This window comes from Enterobacter cloacae complex sp. CDL013, from assembly GCF_049238805.1.
Lineage (GTDB): Bacteria > Pseudomonadota > Gammaproteobacteria > Enterobacterales > Enterobacteriaceae > Enterobacter > Enterobacter hormaechei_C.
On the sequence record NZ_JBMKGT010000004.1, the window covers coordinates 252,280 to 278,081 of the forward strand.

At 57.8% G+C, this 25,802-nt stretch carries 24 protein-coding genes; 20 read left to right on the plus strand and 4 right to left on the minus strand.

Going from position 1 to position 25,802, the window contains the following annotated elements; genetic code table 11:
- Positions 1-58: 58 nt before the first annotated feature.
- The 3 genes from ACOTXD_RS09540 (at position 59) to ACOTXD_RS09550 (ending at position 3,613) form a co-directional block, all read left to right on the plus strand.
- On the plus strand, positions 59-541 hold the full coding sequence (locus ACOTXD_RS09540) for a DUF2501 domain-containing protein (RefSeq protein WP_015572603.1): 483 nt from the start codon (positions 59-61) through the stop codon (positions 539-541).
- Positions 542-812: 271 nt separating this feature from the next.
- Positions 813-3,104 (plus strand): phosphatidylglycerol--membrane-oligosaccharide glycerophosphotransferase, encoded by a 2,292-nt coding sequence (opgB, locus tag ACOTXD_RS09545; protein WP_022650356.1) that lies wholly within the window; start codon positions 813-815, stop codon positions 3,102-3,104.
- A complete protein-coding gene (locus ACOTXD_RS09550; protein ID WP_050871255.1) occupies positions 3,104-3,613 on the plus strand; it encodes a GNAT family N-acetyltransferase in 510 nt (169 codons plus the stop codon). Before opgB ends, ACOTXD_RS09550 begins: the two co-directional genes overlap by 1 nt.
- 135 nt (positions 3,614-3,748) lie before the next feature.
- Here the strand turns inward: ACOTXD_RS09550 and tsr are convergent, their stop codons facing one another.
- Both tsr and hpaR read right to left on the minus strand, forming a co-directional pair.
- Positions 3,749-5,413, minus strand: coding sequence for a methyl-accepting chemotaxis protein (gene tsr / locus ACOTXD_RS09555; protein WP_050871254.1), 1,665 nt, complete (start codon positions 5,411-5,413; stop codon positions 3,749-3,751).
- A gap of 83 nt (positions 5,414-5,496) precedes the next feature.
- Positions 5,497-5,937 carry a homoprotocatechuate degradation operon regulator HpaR gene (hpaR, locus tag ACOTXD_RS09560; RefSeq protein ID WP_003856591.1) on the minus strand — a complete coding sequence of 147 codons (441 nt, stop codon included), beginning with the start codon at positions 5,935-5,937 and terminating at the stop codon, positions 5,497-5,499.
- 268 nt (positions 5,938-6,205) lie between these two features.
- Here hpaR and hpaG point away from each other — a divergent pair, with 268 nt between their 5' ends.
- From hpaG to yjiA, 14 genes are all read left to right on the plus strand, one after another.
- Positions 6,206-7,483: a 4-hydroxyphenylacetate degradation bifunctional isomerase/decarboxylase gene (hpaG, locus tag ACOTXD_RS09565; protein ID WP_045331739.1), complete on the plus strand. Its 1,278-nt coding sequence runs from the start codon at positions 6,206-6,208 to the stop codon at positions 7,481-7,483.
- Positions 7,480-8,946: a 5-carboxymethyl-2-hydroxymuconate semialdehyde dehydrogenase gene (gene hpaE / locus ACOTXD_RS09570; RefSeq protein WP_003856594.1), complete on the plus strand. Its 1,467-nt coding sequence runs from the start codon at positions 7,480-7,482 to the stop codon at positions 8,944-8,946. Before hpaG ends, hpaE begins: the two co-directional genes overlap by 4 nt.
- A 2-nt stretch (positions 8,947-8,948) precedes the next feature.
- Positions 8,949-9,800 (plus strand): 3,4-dihydroxyphenylacetate 2,3-dioxygenase, encoded by an 852-nt coding sequence (hpaD, locus tag ACOTXD_RS09575; RefSeq protein WP_032661486.1) that lies wholly within the window; start codon positions 8,949-8,951, stop codon positions 9,798-9,800.
- A gap of 9 nt (positions 9,801-9,809) precedes the next feature.
- A complete protein-coding gene (locus tag ACOTXD_RS09580; RefSeq protein WP_003856599.1) occupies positions 9,810-10,190 on the plus strand; it encodes a 5-carboxymethyl-2-hydroxymuconate Delta-isomerase in 381 nt (126 codons plus the stop codon).
- A gap of 65 nt (positions 10,191-10,255) precedes the next feature.
- Positions 10,256-11,059, plus strand: a complete 804-nt coding sequence (hpaH, locus tag ACOTXD_RS09585) for a 2-oxo-hept-4-ene-1,7-dioate hydratase (RefSeq protein WP_003856601.1) — start codon at positions 10,256-10,258, stop codon at positions 11,057-11,059.
- Positions 11,060-11,069: 10 nt separating this feature from the next.
- The gene (hpaI, locus tag ACOTXD_RS09590) at positions 11,070-11,864 is read left to right on the plus strand and encodes a 4-hydroxy-2-oxoheptanedioate aldolase (protein ID WP_022650349.1); all 795 of its coding nucleotides are present in this window, start codon (positions 11,070-11,072) and stop codon (positions 11,862-11,864) included.
- 21 nt (positions 11,865-11,885) lie between these two features.
- Positions 11,886-13,229 (plus strand): 4-hydroxyphenylacetate permease, encoded by a 1,344-nt coding sequence (hpaX, locus tag ACOTXD_RS09595; RefSeq protein ID WP_003856603.1) that lies wholly within the window; start codon positions 11,886-11,888, stop codon positions 13,227-13,229.
- A gap of 9 nt (positions 13,230-13,238) precedes the next feature.
- Positions 13,239-14,165, plus strand: coding sequence for a 4-hydroxyphenylacetate catabolism regulatory protein HpaA (hpaA, locus tag ACOTXD_RS09600; RefSeq protein WP_023315338.1), 927 nt, complete (start codon positions 13,239-13,241; stop codon positions 14,163-14,165).
- A 171-nt stretch (positions 14,166-14,336) separates the two neighbouring features.
- Entirely contained in the window at positions 14,337-15,899 is a 1,563-nt protein-coding gene (gene hpaB / locus ACOTXD_RS09605; protein WP_010427196.1) for a 4-hydroxyphenylacetate 3-monooxygenase, oxygenase component, read from the plus strand.
- Positions 15,900-15,916: 17 nt separating this feature from the next.
- Positions 15,917-16,426 (plus strand): 4-hydroxyphenylacetate 3-monooxygenase reductase subunit, encoded by a 510-nt coding sequence (locus tag ACOTXD_RS09610; protein ID WP_003856606.1) that lies wholly within the window; start codon positions 15,917-15,919, stop codon positions 16,424-16,426.
- 120 nt (positions 16,427-16,546) lie between these two features.
- On the plus strand, positions 16,547-16,804 hold the full coding sequence (locus ACOTXD_RS09615) for an HTH domain-containing protein (protein ID WP_003856607.1): 258 nt from the start codon (positions 16,547-16,549) through the stop codon (positions 16,802-16,804).
- A 219-nt stretch (positions 16,805-17,023) separates the two neighbouring features.
- The gene (locus ACOTXD_RS09620) at positions 17,024-19,177 is read left to right on the plus strand and encodes a carbon starvation CstA family protein (protein WP_023315335.1); all 2,154 of its coding nucleotides are present in this window, start codon (positions 17,024-17,026) and stop codon (positions 19,175-19,177) included.
- A 65-nt stretch (positions 19,178-19,242) separates the two neighbouring features.
- The gene (locus ACOTXD_RS09625) at positions 19,243-19,446 is read left to right on the plus strand and encodes a YbdD/YjiX family protein (protein ID WP_003856610.1); all 204 of its coding nucleotides are present in this window, start codon (positions 19,243-19,245) and stop codon (positions 19,444-19,446) included.
- Positions 19,447-19,456: 10 nt separating this feature from the next.
- Positions 19,457-20,410, plus strand: a complete 954-nt coding sequence (gene yjiA / locus ACOTXD_RS09630; protein ID WP_022650345.1) for a GTPase — start codon at positions 19,457-19,459, stop codon at positions 20,408-20,410.
- A gap of 56 nt (positions 20,411-20,466) precedes the next feature.
- Here the strand turns inward: yjiA and ACOTXD_RS09635 are convergent, their stop codons facing one another.
- Positions 20,467-21,825 (minus strand): esterase-like activity of phytase family protein, encoded by a 1,359-nt coding sequence (locus ACOTXD_RS09635; RefSeq protein ID WP_061856010.1) that lies wholly within the window; start codon positions 21,823-21,825, stop codon positions 20,467-20,469.
- Positions 21,826-22,236: 411 nt separating this feature from the next.
- Here ACOTXD_RS09635 and ACOTXD_RS09640 point away from each other — a divergent pair, with 411 nt between their 5' ends.
- Positions 22,237-22,782, plus strand: coding sequence for a YfaZ family outer membrane protein (locus ACOTXD_RS09640; RefSeq protein ID WP_003856615.1), 546 nt, complete (start codon positions 22,237-22,239; stop codon positions 22,780-22,782).
- 52 nt (positions 22,783-22,834) lie between these two features.
- Here the strand turns inward: ACOTXD_RS09640 and ACOTXD_RS09645 are convergent, their stop codons facing one another.
- Positions 22,835-24,205, minus strand: a complete 1,371-nt coding sequence (locus ACOTXD_RS09645; protein WP_061856009.1) for an NAD-dependent succinate-semialdehyde dehydrogenase — start codon at positions 24,203-24,205, stop codon at positions 22,835-22,837.
- 151 nt (positions 24,206-24,356) lie between these two features.
- On the opposite strand from ACOTXD_RS09645, the gene ACOTXD_RS09650 reads away from it, so the two are divergent.
- Together ACOTXD_RS09650 and ACOTXD_RS09655 are read left to right on the plus strand one after the other, a co-directional pair.
- The gene (locus ACOTXD_RS09650) at positions 24,357-25,100 is read left to right on the plus strand and encodes an AraC family transcriptional regulator (RefSeq protein ID WP_045342558.1); all 744 of its coding nucleotides are present in this window, start codon (positions 24,357-24,359) and stop codon (positions 25,098-25,100) included.
- 48 nt (positions 25,101-25,148) lie between these two features.
- Entirely contained in the window at positions 25,149-25,802 is a 654-nt protein-coding gene (locus ACOTXD_RS09655) for a LysE family translocator (RefSeq protein WP_061856008.1), read from the plus strand.

Consider the following 25,802-nt stretch of genomic DNA (forward strand, 5'->3'; position numbering starts at 1 on the left):
CAGAGGTATATACTGAACCCACTTCTGGCCCAAAACGGACCTTGTAGAGTAAATCATTATGAAAAAACAGTTTCTTATCAGCATCCTTACTGGCGCCCTGCTGGTGACTGGCGCAGCGCAGGCCGCATCATGGCAGGAGTCGCTCTCCAGCGCAGCAAGTGAGTTAACCAAAGAGAGCGGCACGTCCCAGGGCGGGCTGTCAGCCTCGTCCCTCACCGGCCTGCTGAGTAACAGCTCCCAAAGCCTGAGCGCCGGCACGATGAACAATGCGGCGGGCATTCTGGAATACTGCGCGAAGCAGAAACTGGCTTCCGTCACCGATACCGAAAACATCAAAAACCAGGTGCTGGGTAAACTGGGTCTGGACACCCAGGAGCAGAAAGCGGACACCAACTATATGGACGGTATTCAGGGCCTGCTGAACGCGCAAAATGGCCAGCAGCTGAACCTCAGCACCCTTGGAAATTCATCTCTGGCGAAACAGGTGAAAACGAAAGCCTGCGATCTGGTGCTGAAACAAGGCGTTAATTTCCTCTCCTGATCGTCTCCCATTTTCTGCCACAACACGCCGGGTTTATTACGTTAGTCTTACACCGCGGCGTGAAGTGCGTTTTTTTATCCCCTGCCACCACCTCAGCCTCCGTATACCACGATGCGACTGTATTCAAAAATCCGATTTTATAAACCAAATCCTAACAACAGCACACTTTCGTGACACTAAAATTGCAGCTAAGCGACATCGCAATTACATTGTATTACCCAAAAAATAAGCAATTAGCCGGCTAAGCGTCCGGCATGATGAGGATCTGCTGTTGTCAGAGTTAATGTCCCTTGTCCTTTTCCTGGCTTCCATCGGCGTTTATGCCTGGAAAGCTGGTCGTCACACCTGGTGGTTTGTGGCCACCCTGGTGGTGCTCGGCATTTTTATTGTTTTAAACATTACGTTATATGCCAGCGATTATTTTACCGGCGACGGTATTAACGACGCGGTGCTCTACACGTTGACCAACAGCCTGACCGGCGCTGGTGTAGGTAAGTATATCCTTCCGGGTCTGGGGCTGGTGGTCGCCCTGGTGGGCATCTTCGCCGCGCTGGCCTGGGTTCTGCGCCGTCGCCGTCACCGTCCGCATCATCATGGCTACAGCCTGCTGGCGCTGTGCCTGGCGCTGGCCTCCGTGGATGCCAGCCCCGCATTCCATCAAATTACCGAGCTGGTAAAATCCCAGTCGCGCGATGGCGACCCGGACTTTGCGGCCTATTACAAAGAACCCTCGAAGAAGATCGACAATCCAAGACTCAACCTGGTCTATATCTACGGCGAAAGTCTGGAGCGCACCTATTTTGATAACGATGCTTTCCCGAACCTGACGCCAGAGCTTGGCGCGCTGAAAAACCAGGGCCTCGACTTCAGCCACACCATGCAGCTCCCTGGCACGGATTACACCATCGCCGGGATGGTGGCCTCCCAGTGCGGCATTCCGCTGTTCGCTCCGTTTGAAGGCAACGCCTCCGCCTCGATGTCGAGCTTCTTCCCGCAGAACATTTGCCTCGGCGATATCCTGAAAAACTCGGGCTATGAAAACTACTTTATGCAGGGCGCTAACCTGCGCTTTGCCGGGAAAGATGTGTTCCTGAAATCCCACGGTTTCGATCACTTGTATGGTTCCGAAGAGCTGAAAACCACGGTGGCCGATCCGGCCTACCGCAACGACTGGGGCTTTTACGACGATACCGTTCTGGATGAAACCTGGAAGAAATTCGAGGAGCTTTCCCGCGCCGGTAAACGCTTCTCGCTGTTTGCGTTGACCGTCGACACGCATCATCCGGATGGTTTTGTCTCACGCACCTGTAAACGTCAGGGCTACGACATTGACGGTAAAAACAACAAGTCGTTCAGCGCCGTGACCTGTAGCCAGGAGCATATCGCGGCGTTAATCGAGAAAATCAAAGCGTCGCCGTATTTCAAAAATACGGTCATCGTCGTCTCATCTGACCATCTGGCGATGAAAAACAGCGCCTGGGATGAGCTGAATAAGCTGGATCGCAGCAACCTGTTCTTTGTGCTGCGCGGCGATAAACCGCAGCAGGAGATCATTGCCGCTAAACGTAACTCGATGGATAACGGCGCTACCGTGCTGGATATTCTGGGTGGCGATAACTTCATTGGACTGGGCCGCAGTACGCTGTCGGGCCAGTCCCTGTCGGAAATCTTCCTCAACATGAAGGAAAAAATCCTCGCCTGGAAGCCGGATATCATTCGTCTGTGGAACTTCCCGAAAGAGATAAAAGACTTCACCATCGATCAGGATAAAAAAATGATCGCGTTCTCCGGCAGCCATTTCCGCCTGCCACTGCTGCTGCGCGTGTCGGATAACCGCGTCGAGCCGCTGCCGGAAAGCGAATACTCCGCGCCACTGCGCTTCCAGCTGGCGGAATTCGCCCCGCGCGATAATTTCGTCTGGGTCGACAAATGCTACAAAATGGGCCAGCTCTGGTCGCAACAGCTGTCGCTGTCCACCGACTGGTGCGTCTCTCAGGGGCAACTCGGCGGCGAGCAGACCGTGCAACACGTTGACAAACCGCAGTGGCAGGGAAAAACCGCGTTTAAAGATACGGTTATTGATACCGCACGCTATCAGCGCAACGTAGACCTGCTGAAAATCGTCGACAACGACATTCGTTATAAAGCAGACAGCTTCATCTTTAATGTTGCCGGCGCGCCGGAAGAGGTGAAGCAGTTCAGCGGTATTTCGCGGCCGGAATCATGGGGGCGCTGGTCTAACGCCCAGTTAGGCGATGAGGTGAAAATTGAATATACCCATCCGCTGCCGGAGAAATTCGATCTGGTGATCACCGCCAGGGCATTTGGTCCCAACGCAAACCGTCCTATACCGGTGCGCGTCGGCGATAAAGAACAGACGCTGACGCTGAGCAATGATGTCACCACCAGCACGCTGCACTTCGATAACCCAACGCGCAGCAATACGCTGGTCATTGTGCCGCCCGATCCGCAGTCCACTAACGAAGGGAATATTCTCGGTCACGCTCCGCGCAAGCTGGGGATCGGCATGGTGGAGATTAAAATTGTGAGCAGCGCTGGCTGATGACGGCGTTCACCCTTCGCCCGACGCGCATCGACGACGTCGCTGCCCTGCCCGCCATCGAACGTGCGGCGGGGCAGCGGTTTCGCGACGTTCCTGAGCTGGCCTGGCTGGCAGACAATGAGGTTATTTGTGTTGAAGATCACCTCGGTTACGCCGGACGCGGATTGAGCTGGCTGGCGCTGACTGACGACAGGCCTGTGGGCTTTATTCTCGCCGAAGCTCATCCATCGTCGCTGTTTATTGTGGAACTGTCGGTTCACCTGGACTGGCAGGGACGAGGTCTCGGACGCCAGTTAATCGCCCGTGCCGCCGCGCATGCCCGCAGTCTGGGGCTGAACTCGCTGACGTTAACGACGTTTCGTGATGTCCCGTGGAATGCGCCCTTCTACAGGCGATTAGGGTTTGAAATGCTGACGACGCTGACGCCGGAACTGCGCCAGAAACGCGAGGAAGAGACGGCGCACGGTTTAGCGTATGGTTCCCGCTGCGCCATGCGCCTGCCTCTGTAAGATCGCCCGGTGGCGTTGCGCTTACCGGGCCTACAAAACCCAATTCCGCAGGCCGGGTAAGGCGAAGCCATCCGGCAAATTGCACAATCCGTAGGCCGGGTAAGGCGCAGCCGCCACCCGGCAAAACGCACAGCGTCAGAACGTTTCCCAGTTATCGCCCGCATCTGCGGTCGCCGGTTTACGCGCCACTACCGGAGCGGTAACGCTTTTCGCGGAGGCGAACTCGCGCGCCTTCATCTGTTCCTGCTGAATACGGAACACCGCAACGGCCTGCGTCAGACGGCTCGCCTGCTCTTCCAGTGCCGCGGCCGCCGCCGCAGACTCTTCCACCAGCGAGGCGTTCTGCTGGGTCACGCGATCCATCTCAGCCACCGCCAGCCCAACCTGGTCGATACCGCGGCTCTGCTCGTCAGACGCAGACGCGATTTCGCCCATGATGTCCGTCACGCGCGTTACCGCATTCACGATCTCACCCATGGTTTCACCCGCGCTTTCCACCAGCGTTGAACCAATTTCCACGCGCCCCACGGAGTCTTCAATCAGGCTCTTGATCTCACGGGCCGCCTGGGCGCTGCGCTGCGCCAGGTTTCGGACTTCACCTGCAACCACCGCAAAGCCGCGGCCCTGCTCGCCCGCACGCGCCGCTTCTACCGCCGCGTTCAGCGCCAGAATATTGGTCTGGAAGGCAATCCCGTCGATCACGCTGATGATATCGGCGATTTTCTGCGAACTGCCGGCGATATCGCGCATGGTCTGCACCACGTTATCCACCACCTTGCCGCCTTTCTGCGCGGTTTCAGACGCGCTCAGGGCCAGGTTGCTCGCCTGACGGGCGTTCTCGGCGTTCTGCTTCACGGTGGCAGTCAGCTGTTCCATGCTGGCGGCGGTCTCTTCCAGAGAGGCAGCCTGCTGTTCGGTACGGGATGAGAGATCGTTATTACCCATCGAGATTTCGCTCGCACCGCTGTAAATGGCGTTTGCGCCGTTACGCACGTCACCCACGGTACGCACCAGCTCGCCCTGCATGTGGCGCAGGGAGTCAGCCAGTTCCCCCATCTCGTTGGAGCCTTCCACGTCGATGCGCTTCACCAGGTCGCCGCTGGCGATATGACGAATGCTGTCAATCAGACGGTTCAGCGGCGAAATCAGCGCCTGACGAATACCCAGCCAGACGGCAACAATCACCACCAGCACCGCAGCCAGCACGCTAATCAGCACCCAGATAGCCTGGCGGTAAGAACTGTTGCTGTCTTCAACCGCGGTCTGATACAGCGCGTCGTTCTGTTGCAGATAGGTGACGTACTGCTTCTCAAAGCCATCCTGATAGCTCTGGGTCGGCTGGTCGAAGAACTCATTGATCTTGCCCGCCCCCAGCAGCTGGATCAGCTCGGCCAGCGCGCCGTGGTAGATATCGTAATTACGTTTGATTTCCAGTGCCGCAGCGTCGCTCTGACGCGGGTCGCGCGGCAGCGCTTCGTAATCCGCCCAGTTTTTTTCCGCCTGTTTCAGAGACGCAGAGGCAATCTGCATCAGCTCGGCGACGGTTGAGCCGCTACCGATATTGTTCTGATCCATCATATAGCGGATACCCGCGCGGTTCAGAGTGTTACGGGTTTGCAGCAGCGCCACCCAGCTACCGTTCAGGGTGGATTGTTGCTGGCGAATGGTTTGCAGGATGGTGAAATTCTCTTTGTCATGCTTCAGGGCATTGAAGAAAAGACCACCGGATGTGAGTTGTAAAAGGCCAAATATCGCTAAAACCAGCAGTAAGCTGGTGACAATCTTGATACGATTTAACATGTTTTCTCTTTCCTCAGACAGATACAGAATTTTCGGCCTGGAAAGGGAAAACTTTACGAAAATCATCCTGGAATTTAGGGTTTTTACTCTTCGTCCCGCGCGGCAATATGTCGGTTTCCAAGTTCAATAAATTCTTCCAGCAGCGCCGTGAGCTGCGTCATCTTCTCCGGGGTATATTCCGCCTCAATCTGCTGGTACGCCTCTTCCACCTGAGCCTGAGCACGCTGGTACAGCGCGTTGCCTTCTTTCGTCAGCGATACGTACAGCTTGCGCTGGTCATTCACCGGCTTTAAGCGCAGCACCAGGCCGTCGCGCTCCATCCGCGTCAGAATGCCGGTCAGGCTTGGGCGCAAAATGCAGGTGCGGAACGCCAGATCGTGAAAATCCATGGAGGGATGCTCGGCCAGCACGCGGACGATACGCCACTGCTGCTCGGTCAGATTATGCCGCTTCACTATCGGGCGGAAGTAGCCCATCGCCGCTTCACGCGCCTGCAACAGCGCGATGGTTAATGAGTCATGCATCACCTTCCCCTTACATCATTAACAAGTAAACAATTTAAAACAGATGCTTTTATAGACAACACGTTGTAACCCAAAAAGTCTAACAGAAACAACGAAATTTTTTTAATCCATTGAATTAAAAGATAATTAACTCATTTATGTAAATTTATTGTTATTCATATCACAAATTATTCACTTCTGATTGCGAAACGAACAGCAAAAGCATAAAACCAGATCATTAACATATTAATGAAATCAAAACCGGACAGCCGGTTTGAGGAGTATGGGAATGAAAGGTACTGTTTTTGCCGTAGCGCTAAACCACCAAAGCCAGCGTGCAGCCTGGGCTGAGGCGTTTGAAAAAGCCCCCTATAACGCGCCGCCAAAAACGGCGGTGTGGTTTATCAAGCCACATAACACCGTTATTCGCGCAGGCGAGCCGATTCCCTTCCCACAGGGAGAAACCGTGTTAAGCGGCGCAACGGTGGCGCTGGTGGTGGGCAAAACCGCCAGCAAAGTCCGCGTTGAAGAGGCGGCGGCGTACATCGCTGGCTACGCGCTGGCCAACGAAATCAGCCTGCCGGAAGAGAGCTTCTACCGTCCGGCGATCAAGGCCAAATGTCGGGATGGATTTTGCCCGCTCGGCGAACCTGTCGCCGTTGATAACGTGGACAACCTGACCATCATCACCGAGATCAACGGTCGCGAAGCGGACCACTGGAACACGGCCGATCTGCACCGCAACGCCGCCGAACTGCTGAGCGCGCTGAGCGAATTTGCCACCCTGAACCCCGGCGATGCGATATTGCTCGGTACCCCACAAAGCCGTGTCGAAATTCGCCCGGGCGATCGGGTACGCATTCTGGCAGAGGGATTTCCGCCGCTGGAAAACCCGGTGGTAGTGGAACGCGACGTTACCATTGCTTCGCGCACGCCGCCGCACGCCACGCTGTTCGCACTCGGCCTGAACTACGCCGATCACGCCAGCGAGCTGGACTTCAAACCGCCTACCGAGCCGCTGGTGTTTATCAAAGCGCCGAACACCTTTAATGGCGACAACCAGACCTCGGTGCGCCCAAACAACATTGAATACATGCATTACGAAGCCGAGCTGGTGGTGGTCATCGGTAAAACCGCGCGTAAGGTCAGCGAAGCCGAGGCGATGGACTATGTTGCGGGCTACACGGTGTGCAACGACTACGCCATCCGCGATTATCTCGAAAACTACTATCGCCCAAACCTGCGGGTGAAAAGCCGCGACGGGCTGACCCCCATCAGCCCGAACGTGGTGCCAAAAGAAGCCATCCCTGACCCGCACAACCTTCGTCTTCGCACCTACGTTAACGGTGAACTGCGTCAGGAAGGCACCACCGCCGATCTCATTTTCAGCATCCCATTCCTGATTGCGTATCTGAGCGATTTCATGACCCTGCAACCGGGCGACATGATTGCCACCGGCACGCCGAAGGGGCTGTCCGACGTGGTACCGGGCGATGAAGTGGTGGTGGAAGTGGAGGGCGTAGGCCGTCTGGTAAACCGAATTGTCAGTGAGGAGACTGCAAAATGAAAAAGATTAACCACTGGATCAACGGGAAAAACGTCGCCGGAAGTGAGTACTTCCAAACCACTAACCCGGCCTCCGGCGAGGTGCTGGCTGAAGTAGCCTCCGGGGGCGAAGCCGAAATCCATCAGGCCGTTGCCGCCGCCAAAGAGGCGTTCCCGAAATGGGCCAACCTGCCGATGAAGGAGCGTGCGCGCCTGATGCGTCGCCTGGGGGATCTGATTGACCAGAACGTGCCGGACATTGCCGCGATGGAGACCGCCGACACCGGCCTGCCGATCCACCAGACCAAAAACGTGCTCATTCCGCGCGCCTCGCACAACTTCGAGTTCTTCGCCGAGGTGTGCCAGCAGATGAACGGCAAAACCTACCCGGTCGACGACAAGATGCTCAACTACACCCTGGTGCAGCCGGTGGGTGTCTGCGCGCTGGTGTCGCCGTGGAACGTGCCGTTTATGACCGCCACCTGGAAGGTCGCGCCCTGTCTCGCGCTGGGTAACACCGCGGTGCTGAAGATGTCTGAACTCTCCCCGCTGACCGCCGACCGTCTGGGCGAGCTGGCCCTCGAAGCGGGCATTCCGGCGGGCGTGCTCAACGTGGTGCAGGGCTATGGCGCCACGGCGGGCGACGCGCTGGTGCGTCATCATGACGTGCGCGCCGTCTCCTTCACCGGCGGCACCGCCACCGGGCGTAACATCATGAAAAACGCCGGGCTGAAGAAGTATTCTATGGAGCTGGGCGGCAAATCTCCGGTGCTGATTTTTGAAGACGCGGACATCGAGCGCGCGCTGGACGCCGCCCTGTTCACCATTTTCTCCATCAACGGCGAACGCTGCACCGCCGGCTCGCGCATCTTCATCCAGCAGAGCATCTACCCGGAGTTCGTCAAACGCTTTGCCGAGCGCGCCAACCGCCTGCGCGTGGGCGACCCGACCGATCCGAACACCCAGATTGGCGCGCTCATCAGCCAGCAGCACTGGGAAAAAGTCTCCGGCTATATCCGCCTCGGCATTGAAGAGGGGGCAACCCTGCTGGCGGGCGGCCCGGACAAACCGACCGATCTGCCTGCGCACCTGAAAGGCGGCAACTTCCTGCGCCCGACCGTGCTGGCGGATGTCGATAACCGCATGCGCGTGGCGCAGGAAGAGATCTTCGGGCCGGTGGCCTGCCTGCTGCCGTTTAAGGACGAAGCGGAAGGCCTGCGCCTGGCGAACGACGTGGAGTATGGCCTGGCGTCGTACATCTGGACCCAGGACGTCAGCAAAGTGCTGCGTCTGGCGCGCAACATCGAAGCGGGCATGGTGTTCGTCAACACCCAGAACGTGCGCGACCTGCGCCAGCCGTTTGGCGGCGTGAAGGCCTCCGGCACCGGGCGCGAAGGCGGCGAGTACAGCTTCGAGGTATTCGCGGAGATGAAGAACGTGTGCATCTCCATGGGCGACCATCCGATTCCAAAGTGGGGGATCTGATCATGGGAAAATTAGCGTTAGCGGCAAAAATCACCCACGTGCCGTCAATGTATCTCTCTGAACTGCCGGGCAAAAACCACGGCTGCCGCCAGTCGGCCATCGACGGGCATAAAGAGATCAGCAAGCGCTGCCGCGAGCTGGGCGTGGATACCATTATCGTCTTCGACACCCACTGGCTGGTGAACAGCGCGTATCACATCAACTGCGCGGACCATTTCTCAGGCGTCTACACCAGCAACGAGCTGCCGCATTTTATTCGCGACATGACCTACGACTACGACGGCAACCCGGAACTCGGCCAGCTGATTGCCGACGAAGCGGTGAAGCTTGGCGTTCGCGCCAAGGCGCACAACATCCCGAGCCTCAAGCTGGAGTACGGCACGCTGGTGCCGATGCGCTACATGAACGCGGATAAGCACTTCAAAGTGGTCTCCATCTCGGCGTTCTGCACGGTTCACGACTTCGCCGACAGCCGCAGGCTGGGCGAGGCCATCATCAGCGCCATCGAAAAATACGACGGCACCGTGGCGGTGCTCGCCAGCGGCTCGCTGTCGCACCGCTTTATCGACGACCAGCGCGCGGAGGAAGGGATGAACAGCTACACCCGCGAGTTTGATCGCCAGATGGACGAGCGCGTGGTGAAGCTGTGGCGCGAGGGGCAGTTCAAGGAGTTTTGCAGCATGCTGCCGGAGTACGCCGACTACTGCTACGGCGAGGGCAACATGCACGACACGGTGATGCTGCTGGGGATGCTCGGCTGGGACAAATACGACGGTAAGGTGGAGTTTCTCACCGAGCTGTTCGCCAGCTCCGGCACCGGCCAGGTCAACGCCGTTTTCCCGCTGCCCGCCTAAGGAGTCGTTATGCCGCACTTTATTGCTGAATGTACCAACAACATCCGCGAGCAAGCCGACCTGCCGGGTCTGTTCGCCAAAGTGAACGAGGCGCTCGCCGCCACGGGGATCTTCCCGCTCGGCGGTATCCGCAGCCGCGCCCACTGGCTGGATACCTGGCAGATGGCCGACGGTAAGCACGATTACGCCTTTGTGCATATGACGCTGAAGATCGGCGCGGGGCGCAGCCTGGAAAGCCGGGAAGAGGTCGGTGAAATGCTGTTTGCGCTGATCAAAACGCACTTCGCAGAGCTAATGGCGGGCCGATATCTGGCGCTCTCGTTCGAGCTGGACGAGCTGCACCCGACGCTTAATTACAAGCAAAACAACGTGCACGCGTTGTTTAAATAACACCGCACGGTCTGTCCCCTCTCCCACAGGGAGAGGGAGAAAACAAATAAAAACAGGATATCGCCATGCTCGACAAACACACCCATACCCTGATCGCCCACCGTCTGCATCAGGCGGAACAATCCCGGGAGCAGATCCGCGCGATCTCGCTGGAGTACCCGGAGATCACCATTGAAGACGCCTACGCCGTCCAGCGCGAATGGGTGAGCCTGAAAATTGCCGAAGGCCGCGTGCTGAAAGGCCACAAGATCGGCCTTACCTCCAAAGCGATGCAGGCCAGCTCGCAGATCAGCGAGCCGGACTACGGCGCGCTGCTGGACGATATGTTCTTCCACGACGGCAGCGACATCCCCGTGGATCGCTTTATCGTCCCGCGCATCGAAGTGGAGCTGGCCTTCGTGCTGGCAAAACCGCTGCGCGGCCCGAACTGCACGATCTTCGACGTCTACAACGCCACGGATTACATCATCCCCGCCCTGGAGCTGATCGACGCCCGCTGCCATAACGTTGACCCGGAAACCCAGCGCCCGCGCAAGGTGTTCGACACCATCTCCGATAACGCCGCCAACGCGGGCGTGATCCTCGGCGGCCGCCCGATTAAACCCGACGAGCTGGATCTGCGCTGGATCTCCGCCCTGCTTTACCGCAACGGCGTGATCGAAGAGACCGGGGTCGCCGCAGGCGTGCTTAACCACCCGGCGAACGGCGTGGCGTGGCTGGCGAACAAACTCGCGCCATACGACGTGCAGCTTGAGCCAGGGCAAATCATCCTCGGCGGCTCGTTTACCCGCCCGGTTGCCGCCAGCAGAGGCGACACCTTCCACGTCGACTACGGCAACATGGGCTCGATTAGCTGCCGCTTTGTGTAAGGAGATGACCATGCAAAACGCATTCAAAGCGGCGCTGAAGGCGGGCCGTCCGCAAATCGGGTTATGGCTGGGGCTGACCAGCAGCTACAGCGCTGAGCTACTGGCCGGGGCCGGTTTTGACTGGCTGCTGATCGACGGAGAGCACGCGCCGAACAGCGTGCAAACCATCCTGACTCAGCTACAGGCCATCGCCCCTTATCCCAGCCAGCCGGTGGTGCGCCCGTCGTGGAACGATCCGGTGCAGATCAAGCAGCTGCTGGACGTGGGGGCGCAAACCCTGCTGGTGCCGATGGTGCAAAACGCCGACGAAGCCCGTCTGGCTGTCAGCGCCACCCGCTACCCGCCTGCCGGTATTCGCGGCGTCGGCAGCGCGCTGGCGCGGGCGTCGCGCTGGAACCGCATCCCGGAGTATCTGCATCAGGCTAACGACGCCATGTGCGTGCTGGTGCAAATCGAAACTCGCGAGGCGCTGAAAAACCTGCCGCAGATCCTGGACGTGGAAGGGGTGGACGGCGTGTTTATCGGCCCTGCGGATCTGAGCGCCGACATGGGCTTCGCTGGCAATCCGCAGCACCCGGAGGTGCAGGCCGCCATAGAGCAGGCGATCGCCCAAATCCTCAGCGCGGGTAAAGCCCCCGGCATCCTGATGGCGAACGAGCAACTGGCAAAACGTTATCTTGAACTCGGCGCGCTGTTTGTCGCAGTCGGCGTGGATACCACCCTGCTCGCCCGCAGCGCCGAAGCGCTGGCGGCCCGCTTTACCGACGTCACCACAGCAGTTGATAACAATAAATCCGTCTACTAAACGTACGATGTGGAGCGCACCATGACGACCTCAACCCTGCATAATAAAGCTGTTGAACATCGCGTTATTAATAAGCTGTTCCGTCGTTTGATCGTGTTTCTTTTTATCCTGTTTGTCTTCTCGTTTCTCGATCGCATCAACATCGGCTTTGCCGGGCTGACGATGGGCAAAGATCTGGGCCTCACGTCGACCATGTTTGGCCTGGCCGCGACGCTTTTTTACGTGACCTACGTACTGTGCGGGATCCCCAGCAACATCATGCTGGCGAAGATCGGCGCCCGCCGCTGGATCGCCGGGATCATGGTGGTGTGGGGCATCGCCTCTACCTGCACCATGTTCGCCACCAGCCCCGAAACGCTCTACGTCCTGCGCATGCTGGTGGGCATTGCCGAAGCCGGTTTCCTGCCGGGCATTCTGGTCTATCTCACCTGGTGGTTCCCGGCCTATCACCGCGCCCGCGCCAACGCGCTGTTTATGATCGCCATGCCGGTGACCATGATGCTCGGTTCGATCCTCTCCGGGTACATTCTGGCGATGGACGGACTGTGGAACCTTAAGGGCTGGCAGTGGCTGTTCCTGCTGGAGGGGCTACCGTCGGTGGTGCTCGGCGTGGTGACCTGGTTCTACCTTAACGACACCCCGGATCAGGCCACCTGGCTGGATGATGACGAAAAGCAGGCACTCAAAACGATGATCGCCCGCGAGCAGGAGCTGGCCATTGCGCATGCCGCCACGCCGCGATCGACGCTGCGCGAGGTGCTGACCCCCGCCGTGCTGCTCTACACGCTGGCCTACTTCTGCCTGACGAATACGCTGAGCGCGATCAACATCTGGACGCCGCAGATCCTGCAAAGCTTCAACACCGGCAGCAGCAATATCGTGATTGGCCTGCTGGCGGCGATCCCGCAGTTTTGCACCATCCTCGGGATGATCTGGTGGAGCCGCCGCTCCGACAGGCTGAAAGAGCGAAAAAAGCACACCATCCTGCCGTATCTGTTTGCAGCGGCGGGATGGATGCTGGCCTCGGCGACCGATCACAGTCTGATCCAGCTGCTTGGCATCATCATGGCCTCAACCGGATCGTTTACCGCCATGGCGATATTCTGGACCACGCCGGATCAGGTTATTAGCCTGCAATCCCGCGCGGTGGCGCTGGCGGTGATCAACGCCATCGGCAACGTCGGGTCTGCCGTCAGCCCATTGCTGATAGGTATTTTGCGCGACGCGACCGGCAGCTTCAGCTCGGGACTGTGGTTCGTGGCAGGTCTGCTGGTGGTGGGCGCGCTGGTGCTGACGCGCATTCCGATGACGCGCCGGGAAAGCCTTGAGCGTGAGCCGGACATCGCGGCGCAAAAGATCCACTGAGGAGCCGCTATGTGTCAGAGCCCCATCACCAACATCGATATCAGCAAGGAGTACGACGAAAGTCTGGGCACCGACGATGTGCACTACCAGTCGTTCGCCCGCATGGCGGCCTTTTTTGGCCGCGACATGCAGGCGCACCGCCACGACCAGTATTTTCAGATGCATTTTCTCGACACCGGGCAGATTGAGCTCCAGCTCGACGACCACCGTTACTCGGTGCAGGCGCCGCTGTTTGTGCTGACGCCGCCGTCGGTACCGCATGCGTTTATCACCGAATCCGACAGCGACGGCCACGTGCTGACGGTGCGCGAGGATCTCATCTGGCCGCTGTTAGAAGTACTCTACCCCGGTACGCGGGAAGCGTTCGGCCTGCCGGGGATCTGCCTGTCGCTTGCCGACAAGCCTGATGAGCTGGCGGCGCTGAAGCACTACTGGCAGCTGATTGCCCGGGAATCCACGGAACAGCTGCCCGGTCGCGAGCATACGCTGGTCCTGCTGGCGCAGGCCGTTTTTACCCTGCTGCTGCGCAACGCGAAGCTCGACGACCACGCGTCAGGCGGCATGCGAGGTGAGCTGAAGCTGTTTCAGCGCTTTAACCAGCTGACAGATGCTCATTACCACGAGCACTGGACGGTGCCGGAATACGCCAGCGAACTGCATCTCACCGAATCCCGCCTGACCGATATCTGTCGCCGCTTCGCCAACCGCTCGCCGAAACGGCTGATCTTCGACCGCCAGCTGCGGGAAGCCAGACGCCTGCTGCTGTTTTCCGACAGCACAGTGAGCGAAATTGCCTGGCAGCTGGGTTTTAAAGATCCGGCCTATTTCGCCCGTTTTTTTAACCGACTGACGGGGTGCTCACCCAGCGCGTACCGGGCGCAGAAAGTACCGGTGTCGCCTGTTCCCCTCACCCCTGCCCTCTCCCAGAGGGAGTAACCGTCCCCTCTCCCAGAGGGAGAGGGTGAGGGAAATCACACTCTGTGATCTCTCGCGAAAAGTACCTGCCGTTGTCCCAATCGTCCCTTCACGTTCCGCCCCTCTCACGCTTCAATTAAACAACAAAAACAAAACATAAATTTAACAACCATCTTCCGATACGAGGTCCCTATGAAGCCTGAAGATTTCCGCGCTGATGCCAAACGTCCGTTAACCGGTGAAGAGTATTTAAAAAGCCTGCAAGATGGCCGTGAGATTTATATCTACGGCGAGCGCGTTAAGGACGTCACTACCCACCCGGCATTTCGCAATGCGGCGGCGTCCATCGCCCAGATGTACGATGCCCTGCACAAGCCAGACATGCAGGATACCCTCTGCTGGGGCACGGACACCGGCAGCGGCGGCTACACCCATAAATTCTTCCGCGTGGCAAAAAGCGCCGACGATCTGCGCCAGCAGCGTGACGCCATCGCCGAGTGGTCGCGCCTGAGCTACGGCTGGATGGGGCGTACGCCGGACTACAAAGCCGCGTTCGGCTGCGCGCTGGGGGCGAACCCTGCCTTCTACGGTCAGTTCGAGCAGAACGCCCGCAACTGGTACACACGTATTCAGGAAACCGGCCTGTACTTTAACCACGCCATCGTCAACCCGCCGATCGACCGCCATAAACCGGCAGACGAGGTGAAAGACGTTTACATCAAGCTGGAGAAAGAGACCGACGCCGGGATCATCGTCAGCGGCGCGAAAGTGGTGGCCACCAACTCCGCCCTGACCCATTACAACATGATCGGCTTCGGCTCTGCGCAGGTGATGGGCGAAAACCCGGACTTCGCGCTGATGTTCGTCGCGCCGATGGATGCCGAAGGGGTGAAGCTGATCTCCCGCGCCTCTTACGAGATGGTGGCAGGGGCGACCGGTTCCCCGTACGACTACCCGCTCTCCAGCCGTTTTGACGAGAACGACGCCATTCTGGTGATGGATCATGTGCTGATCCCGTGGGAAAACGTGCTGATCTACCGCGATTTCGACCGCTGCCGTCGCTGGACGATGGAAGGTGGCTTCGCCCGCATGTACCCGCTTCAGGCCTGCGTGCGTCTGGCTGTGAAGCTCGACTTCATCACCGCTCTGCTGAAGAAGTCGCTGGAGTGTACCGGCACCCTCGAGTTCCGCGGCGTGCAGGCGGATCTCGGCGAAGTGGTGGCGTGGCGCAACATGTTCTGGGCGCTAAGCGACTCCATGTGCTCCGAAGCCACGCCGTGGGTAAACGGCGCGTATCTGCCTGACCACGCGGCGTTACAGACCTACCGCGTGATGGCGCCAATGGCCTATGCGAAGATCAAGAACATCATCGAACGTAACGTGACCTCCGGGCTGATCTACCTGCCGTCCAGCGCGCGGGACCTGAACAACCCGCAGATCGACCAGTATCTGGCGAAGTACGTGCGCGGCTCCAACGGGATGGATCATGTCGAACGCATCAAGATTCTGAAACTGATGTGGGATGCCATCGGCAGCGAGTTTGGCGGACGTCACGAACTGTACGAAATCAACTACTCCGGTAGCCAGGATGAGATCCGCCTGCAATGCCTGCGTCAGGCGCAAAGCTCCGGCAACATGGACAAGATGATGGCGATGGTTGACCGCTGCATGTCCGAGTACGACCAGCACGGCTGGACCGTACCGCACCTGCACAACAACACTGATATCAACATGCTGGATAAGCTGCTGAAATAACGCAGCGGGAGGTTTCAATGCAATCTGAAGAACGCCTGCGTTTTCGCGACGCGATGGCCAGCCTGTCGGCGGCGGTGAATGTGGTCACCACCGAGGGCGATGCGGGTCGCTGCGGCATTACCGCCACCGCCGTCTGTTCGGTCACGGACACCCCGCCTTCGGTCATGGTCTGCATCAACGCCAACAGCGCCATGAACCCGGTCTTCCAGGGCAACGGCAAACTGTGTGTCAACGTGCTGAACCACGAGCAGGAGATCATGGCCCGCCACTTTGCCGGGATGACCGGCATGGCAATGGAGGAGCGCTTTGCTCTCTCCTGCTGGCAGAAAGGACCGCTGGCGCAGCCGGTGCTGAAAGGCGCTCTGGCAAGCCTGGAAGGCGAGATAACCCAGGTGCAAACCATCGGTACCCATCTGGTCTACCTTGTGGAGATTAAGAACATCATCCTCAGCAGCGAGGGGCACGGCCTGATCTACTTCAAACGCCGTTTCCACCCGGTGATGATGGAGATGGAAGCCGCGGTTTGATCCCGTTGCACAAAAAAACGCTAAGGTTTCCGCAAAGGTGCGCCGTTAACTATCCATAAGATAAATTTTCCGGGGCGGCTGGCGACGTCGTCAGGCGCCCCCTTAACGCTGGAAAGTCTTATGGCCCCTTCACCCCGAAGCCGCTCGGCTGAACGTCTGGTTGACATCATTATTGCCCTGCACCGCAACGGAAGCGTTAATCGCCGCGATCTGATGCAAAAATTTGGCATTACCGAACGTACGGTGTACCGCGATTTGCAGGCGCTTTCCCCGATTATTGAACACGACGGCAAAGGGCGCTATCAGCTGCTGCCTGCGTATCAGACCTGCCGCTGCGTGCACTGCCCTGAAGCGAACGACGAAACCCCGCAGGGGTAGATTATTCTCAGTGATCTCAATCACATATTTTCTTCCACCGTGGGTGAGCCTTAACCACTCACCCTCGCTTTTGACCGCTCACGCATCGCTTTCAACCACTCACCTATTTACCGTGCTTTATACGCGCGAGGATCTGGCACGATCGCTCCAGCATTAATCAATACCTCCTCACAACGAACCCTGACCCTTTTTTCTTTACATAAAAAACCAGGTCTTACTATGGATACTAAAAAACTACTTAAGCACGTGCCCTGGGCCTTACTCGGGATCCTCGGTGCTTTCTGTCTGGCGGTTGTCGCATTACGCCGGGGCGAACACGTCAGCGCCCTGTGGATCGTGGTCGCGTCGGTTTCCGTCTACCTTGTGGCTTATCGCTACTACAGCTTATACATCGCGCAGAAGGTCATGAAGCTCGACCCGACGCGTGCCACCCCGGCGGTCATTAACAATGACGGCCTGAACTACGTGCCAACCAACCGTTACGTGCTGTTTGGTCACCACTTCGCCGCCATTGCAGGCGCGGGTCCGCTGGTCGGCCCGGTACTGGCCGCGCAGATGGGCTACCTGCCGGGTACGCTCTGGCTGCTGGCGGGCGTGGTGCTGGCGGGAGCGGTGCAGGACTTTATGGTGCTGTTTATCTCCTCGCGCCGTAACGGTTCGTCGCTGGGTGAGATGATCAAAGAAGAGATGGGCCGCGTGCCGGGCACCATCGCCCTCTTTGGCTGCTTCCTGATCATGATCATCATCCTCGCGGTGCTGGCGCTGATCGTGGTGAAAGCGCTGGCCGAAAGTCCGTGGGGCGTCTTCACCGTCTGCTCTACCGTACCGATTGCGCTGTTCATGGGCATCTACATGCGCTTCCTGCGCCCTGGCCGCGTTGGCGAGGTGTCGGTCATCGGTATCGTGCTGCTGGTCGCCTCCATCTACTTCGGCGGCGTGATTGCGCACGACCCGTACTGGGGCCCGGCGCTGACCTTTAAAGACACCACCATCACCTTCGCGCTGATCGGTTACGCGTTCATCTCAGCGCTGTTGCCGGTGTGGCTGATTCTGGCTCCGCGCGACTACCTGGCGACCTTCCTGAAAATCGGCGTGATCGTCGGGCTGGCAATCGGGATTGTGATCATCAATCCTGAGCTGAAAATGCCAGCGGTGACACAGTACATTGACGGTACCGGTCCGCTGTGGAAAGGCGCTCTGTTCCCGTTCCTGTTTATCACCATCGCCTGCGGTGCCGTGTCTGGCTTCCACGCGCTGATCGCCTCGGGCACCACGCCGAAGCTGATGGCCAACGAAACCGACGCGCGCTTCATCGGTTACGGCGCGATGCTGATGGAGTCCTTCGTGGCGATCATGGCGCTGGTTGCAGCGTCGATTATCGAGCCAGGTCTGTACTTTGCGATGAACACCCCACCAGCGGGTCTCGGCATCACCATGCCAAACCTGCATGAGATGGGCGGCGAAAATACCGCGCTGATCCTGGCGCAGCTGAAAGACGCCAGCGCACACGCGGCGGCGACCGTCAGCTCCTGGGGCTTCGTAATTTCGCCTGAGCAGATCATGCAGACCGCGAAAGACATCGGCGAACCGTCCGTGCTGAACCGCGCAGGTGGCGCGCCAACGCTGGCGGTGGGTATCGCACACGTGTTCCACAAAGTGCTGCCGTGGGCGGACATGGGCTTCTGGTACCACTTCGGTATTCTGTTTGAAGCGCTATTCATCCTCACCGCGCTGGATGCCGGTACGCGTGCAGGCCGCTTCATGTTGCAGGATCTGCTGGGTAACTTCGTGCCATTCCTGAAGAAAACCGACTCTCTGGTGGCCGGTGTTCTGGGTACCGCGGGCTGCGTAGGCCTGTGGGGTTATCTGCTGTATCAGGGCGTTGTTGACCCGCTGGGCGGCGTTAAGAGCCTGTGGCCGCTGTTCGGCATCTCTAACCAGATGCTGGCGGCTGTGGCCCTGGTGCTGGGTACCGTTGTCCTGGTGAAGATGAAACGCACCAAATACATCTGGGTCACCGTGGTGCCTGCGCTGTGGCTGCTGCTCTGCACTACCTGGGCGCTGGGTCTGAAACTGTTCAGCACCAACCCGCAGCTGGAAGGCTTCTTCTTCATGGCTAACCAGTACAAAGAGAAGATTGCCGCAGGCGGCGCGGATCTGACCGCGCAGCAGATTGCCAACATGAACCATATCGTGGTGAACAACTACACCAACGCGGGTCTGAGCATTCTGTTCCTGGTGGTGGTGTACAGCATCATCTTCTACGGCATCAAAACCTGGATGAAAGTGCGTAACGTTGAGGGCCGTACGGACAAAGAAACCCCGTACGTGCCGGTGCCGGAAGGCGGCGTGAAGACCTCCTCACACCATTAATTAAGCATGTTACTGTAGGCCCGGATCGCTGCGCGCCTCCGGGCTTCTTCTATCTGGAACCCTCAATGTTTGGTAACTTAGGCGAAGCAAAAAAATACCTCGGTCAGGCGGCGAAAATGCTGATTGGCATTCCGGACTATGACAACTACGTTGAGCATATGAAGACCAACCATCCGGATAAGCCGTACATGACTTACACTGAATTCTTCCGCGAGCGTCAGGAAGCGCGCTACGGCGGAAGTGGAGAAGGCGGCGTCCGCTGCTGCTAAAGGAGAAACCATGACCCCGATTGCCGTTACCCTGCTGACCGGTTTTCTCGGCGCCGGTAAAACCACCCTGCTGCGCCACATTCTGAACGAGCAGCACGGCTTCAAAATCGCCGTCATCGAAAACGAATTTGGCGAAGTCTCCGTTGACGATCAGCTGATTGGCGACCGCGCCACCCAGATCAAAACCCTGACCAACGGCTGCATCTGCTGCACCCGCTCTAACGAATTAGAAGACGCCCTGCTGGACCTGCTCGACAGCCGCGATCGCGGTGACATCGTCTTCGACCGTCTGGTGATCGAGTGCACCGGCATGGCCGACCCCGGCCCGATTATTCAGACCTTTTTCTCCCACGAGATCCTCTGCCAGCGCTACCTGCTGGACGGCGTTATCGCTCTGGTGGATGCGGTACACGCCGACGAGCAGATGAACCAGTTCACCATCGCCCAGTCTCAGGTGGGCTACGCCGACCGCATCCTGCTGACCAAAACCGACGTGGCAGGTGAAAGCGAAAAACTGCGCGAGCGCCTGACGCGCATCAACTCGCGTGCGCCCATTTATACGGTGACGCACGGCGATATCGATCTCGCTCAGCTGTTCAACACCAACGGCTTTATGCTGGAAGAGAACGTTACCGCGAAACCGCGCTTTCACTTTATGTCCGACAAGCAAAACGACGTGGCGTCGATTGTGGTGGAGCTGGACTACCCGGTAGACATCAGCGAGGTCTCCCGCGTGATGGAAAATCTGCTGCTGTCGTTTGCCGACAAGCTGCTGCGCTATAAAGGGATGCTGTGGATCGACGGCGAGCCGAACCGCCTGCTGTTCCAGGGGGTGCAGCGCCTGTACAGCGCCGACTGGGATCGCCCGTGGGGCGATGAAACGCCGCACAGCGTGATGGTGTTTATTGGAATACAGCTGCCGGAAGAAGAAATTCGGGCAGCGTTTGCGGGGCTGAAAAAGTAAATCGCACCGATCATCCCCTCTCCCCCGCGGGGAGAGGGTTAGGGTGAGGGGGAAACTTATTTCAACGCCTCCGGCAGCGTCACAATCCACAGCTCGCTGTCGGACTCCGGCTTCTTCAGCGGCTTCACGCTGAGCGTGGTTTCCACCGGTTTATCATCCAGCGTCAGCTTGCCTTCCGCGTTCACCCGGTAATCCTTAAGCTTCTTGCCCTCGACCGGGTTTTGCATCGCTACCTTCACGCCAAAATCGTTATCGTTGGCTACCGCCAGCGTTTTGCTGTCAATCAGCGCCAGCCCTTCGGCCTTTTCCTGCTGCCAGCCCAGCGCACGCAGATCGACCACCTGCGTTTTTTCCGCAAGGGTGATGCCGCGCTGCGCCAGCGTTTTCTCATCATCAAATTCCGGGTATTCGCCCGGCTTGTCGAAGGCGGCCAGATCGCTCGCCTTGCTCAGATCCACCCTGTAGATGAGGTTACGCATTGCGTCATTTTTATCCTCACCCTGTTCAATCAGCAGGATGGTGTGGTTATCCAGCCCCACTATGTCGCCGATTTTGGCGTCGCTGTTTTTGCTGTAGGCCGCGCTGTCGACAGGGTAGCCGTATATCGCGGTTTTCCCGGTCGCCGGATCGAAGCTCACCAGACGGGTAAACAGCGCCTGTTTTTTGCTCTTCCCGTCGATATCCAGTGTGCTTTGCACGGCGGCAATAATCCGTCCGTCCGGCATGCGGGTCAGGCCTTCAAAGCCCCGGTTTGCCTGACGCCATTTGATAACGTTTGGCAGACCGCCCGCGATGGACTTCTCCCCTTGCGTCGCCTGCGGACCGTGGATCGCGAGGATTTTCCCTTTACTGTCGACGTTAATCAGGAACGGGCCATACTCATCGCACAGCCAGTAGCCGCCCTTCCCGTCCGGCGTGATGCCTTCCGTATCCAGCCCGCGGTTATCGCCTTTCAGTACTTTTAAGGTGTCGCTTAGCGCGACTTCATTGGTGGAACCAATCACACCGCTTTGCAGTGGCAGGCCGTTGATCTCGCCTTTATCGTCATGCAGCGGTCGCGCGTCCACGGCCTCCGCTTTACCGTTTTGCACGCGGATCGTCATCAGCAGCGGGGCGAAATCCGGGGTAACAAAGATTTTGGCATCGTTTTTCCCCATTTTTGGCGAATCCGCGTTAGGACCGCGATCGGTCACGGTCGCAAACGTCAGCGCATCGCCCTGCTTGCCCGTAAACAGCAGGCCAGAACCCATCCCCACCGGGAGCCCGTTCGGGAACGCATCGGCAAACGCGCCGCTGTATTTCACATGGGAGCCGTCAGGGAAGCTGACGATATAGCGCTCAGCGGTAGGCTGCGCAGCCAGTCCAGAGAAAGAGAGCGCACAACCGATAAGCACAGGAATAATTTTTCTTTTCATATTGTTAGCATCCAGTAAGTGAAGCCAACAACGTAATGAAGAAACGTGTCAGAAAAATGACATGAAAAGACAGCGGATCGGCAAAGAAATACGTATAGCAATCACCAGAAATGTAAACCTCTGTCTTGATCTGTGACAGCCGAAATACTTTTGGAAATTATTAGAAACTTAATTAATTCACCTCAAACGGCTTTCTTCGCCTCGTTCATTAAACGTTTAGCCAAAAATATAAACTTTCCCTAAACACGAATGGATTGAGGATTGACGATCTGCCATAAAAACAACTCATCAACATTTAAGATTAAAAAACCCAACAAAAACAGCATAAAACTGCGATACCCATCACATTTGCAGTCATAAACATCCCTTGTTAAGGTGCCCTCAGATTAATTTGATGACGAGGAAACACGCATGAAAAAGCTTAACGTTCTCATCCTTTCTGCTCTCACCGCCGTATCGGGCTCCGCACTGGCAATGGGCGGCAGCATTGAGCAGGGTAAAAACTTTACCAATCTGAATGTGGAAATGGGCAAATCAACTTCCGGTCTGTACACCGAAGGTAATTGGCTGAAAAACACCGACGACGGCACCACGACCGGTGGCGTGGGCGCAGGCTACAATTTCGAAGTCGGCCCGGTAATGCTGAACGCAGGCGCTAAGGCCCTCTACGTTGGCCCGAAGAAAGGCGATAACGGCGTGGCGTTCCCGGTCGGCGGCGGTGTGAACGTTGCCCTGACCGACAGCATCAGGGTATTCGGTGAAGGCTACGTTGCGCCAGACGGACTGAACAACAGCGTGAAGAACTACGTTGAAGCTAACGGCGGCGTAAGCTGGACCCCGGTCAAACCGGTTACGCTGAAAGTGGGCTACCGCCACGTGAGCGTTGATGGCAAAGACGGTCGTCCAAACCACACGCTGGTAGACGGCGCTTACTTCGGCGGCGGCGTGAGCTTCTAAGCCACCTGATAGATAAAAAAACCTGCCCTTCGGCAGGTTTTTTATTACTACGTCACTTACGCACCACCACCAGCTTCTGGTTCACAAACTCTTTGATCCCCAGATCCGACAGCTCGCGTCCGTAACCCGAACGTTTTACGCCGCCGAACGGCAGTTCTGCCGCCGTATCGGTGAGCCAGTTGATGTACACCATCCCGGTCTCAATGCGCGACGCCATTTTCTTCGCGCGCTCGATGTTCTGGCTGAACACCGCTCCGCCCAGACCGTAGTGGGAGTCGTTCGCCAGGGCAACCGCCTCGTCGTCGTTTTTCACCACATAAATCTGCGCTACCGGACCAAAGAACTCTTCGAAATACGCCGGGTTATCGCGCGAGATATTCGTCAGGATGGTCGGCTCGAAGAAGCTCCCCTCACGCTGCACCGGCTTGCCGCCATGGTGCAGCTTCGCGCCGTTTTTCACCGCCTCGTTAACCTGTTTAGTTAGCGTCTCCAGCGCGTCTTTGGATGACAAAGGCCCCAGCGTGGTACTTTCGTCCAGCGGATCGCCAATCTTCACCTGCTTAAACGCCTCGGTGAATTTGTTCAGGAAGGCGTCTGCAATCTTTTCATGCAGGATAAAGCGCTTCGCCGCGGTACAGACCTGCCCGGCGTTATTAAGCCGCGCGTTAACGCCGATCTTCACGGCTTTCTCCAGATCCGCATCGTCCAGCACCACGAAGACGTCGTTCCCGCCCAGTTCAAGGGTCGATTTTTTGATGTGTTTCGCAGCCTGTGCCGCAACCACGCTACCCGCTTTTTCTGAACCGGTCAGCGCCGCCCCCTGTACGCGATCGTCGGCGATGATGTTCGCCACCTGTTCGGACGAGATAAACAGGTTGGTCCACGCCCCTTCCGGCGCGCCCGCTTCACGTACCAGCTGTGCAAATGTTTCTGCACAGTGCGGCACGATACTGGCATGCTTGGCGATCACCGGGTTGCCCGCTGCCAGGTTTGGCGCCAGAACGCGCATCAGCTGATAGTATGGGAAGTTCCATGGTTCGACGGCCATCAGCACGCCGATGGGGTGATGTTCAACCCATGCTTCCCCGAGTTCAGAGTCATACTTCACCGGGGCCAGGAACTGCTTCGCGTTGTCAGCATAGTAGCGGGCGATTTGCGCGCATAGCTTCACTTCACCGCGGCTTTGTTCGATGAGCTTACCCATCTCCTGACTGGCGATTTTCGCCAGATCCTCCGCGCGTTCGTCGATCAGGTCCGCCAGCTTATGCAGCACCGGCAGGCGCTGGCTTATGTCACCTTTCGCCCAGTCGGAGTGATAGAGCGCATCGGCTGCCTTCAGCGCCGCTTCAACGTCTGCGTCAGTGTGAGAGGGATATTCTTTGATGAGCTGGTTCGTGGCAGGATTTACTGTCTGGTAAGCCATATCGAATCTCCTTGTTTTACCGCTTAGGGTATTAAGGGTAGTCAATGTGACTGGCTATGAAGGTAAAGTTGGGTATATACGGAAGGTTCTTAATGAAGCGCTGCCAGACGGTTCGCTGACGTGGTATAAAAAACGTCCAGAAGGAGTTCATATGACCGATACCCGACACATCCGGCAGACTTTTCACCGCGCCTCAGGCCTTGAACTACGCAGCACGTGGCAGAGCATGCAGGCGTACAAACGCCATTGCCACCCTCAGCTCTCCATCGGCGCAATTGTGGAAGGCCAGACATGCTGCGTGTGTAATGGCAGAGAATACATCCTCCAGCCCGGAGACCTGATTGTGATCCCGGCTTATGTCCCACACAGCTGCAACCCTGTTGCCGGGCAGCCGCGTAGTTATCATATGCTTTATATTGATACGGATCTTCCCCTTGCGGTTCAGGTGATTCGCAACGCTACGCTGTTTATGTATTACCGGGAAGTTGTTGAGAGGATGTCCCCTGCGTCCGTGGACAGGCTGCTTACTGCCCTTCCCCATTGCATGGATGAGGGAGAAAAGCCTGGATCAACCAGCCAGCAGGTTCAGCAGGCATTTCTTTCCAATCTTTCCAGCCCGCCTTCCCTCGACGCACTTGCGCAACGATTCTCGCTGCGAAAGGAGACGCTGATCCGTACCTTCAAGAAGGACACCGGCCTGACGCCGGTCAGCTTTCTCAACGTCTCCCGCGTGGAGTACGCCAAAGCGCGGCTGCGTGCCGGAGACGACATTGCCGACGTCGGCTACCAGAGCGGGTTTGCCGACCAGAGCCATTTTCATAAGACCTTTGTGCGCTACACCGCCGCCACACCGCGCCAGTACGCTACGGGCCGATCAATAACAGACAATAAATAGGTTCTGTGTTTTCGTAGTCTGGCCCCAGTTTTGCATTCTGAGGTCGCTATGGAACTATTCTTCCCTTCCGCTTTTCTCGCCCTGGCGCTGGCGCATTTTGTTGCCCTGTTAAGCCCTGGCCCGGATTTCTTCCTGCTGATGGGCTACGCCGCCCGCTACCGACTGCGCGGCAGCGCCGGATTGTGCATCGGGATAGCGGCAGGAAACGGGCTTTACATTTTGCTGGTCATTGTAGGATGGAGCGCGCTGCGTCAGTTCGCGTGGCTGTTCACGTTGATTGAATTATCCGGTGCACTGTATTTGCTCTGGATCGGCTCGCATCTTGTACGCAGCCGACCGCAGACGCTGGCGCTAAATGAAACAGATGAGCGCTGCCCTTCGCTGCGTAAGCAGATCCTGCTGGGGCTGGGTTCGGCGTTGTTAAATCCCAAAAACGCGTTGTTCTACCTGGCGCTAATGACGGCGTTACTCGGGCCGCACGTCACGCTGCTTCAGCAGGCGACCTGCGGCGTCTGGATGGTGATGGTAGTACTGGTATGGGATTTTGCGCTGGTATCGCTGATGGGGTTACCGGCGGTTCAGCGAAAGCTCAGCCGTTCGCTCTGGCTGATAGAGCGCACGGCGGGGGTGGTATTGATGGGGTTTGGTGGGTGGGTGCTGTGGCGGTTTTTGCACTTTTCCCCCGTATCCCTCTATCCTTAA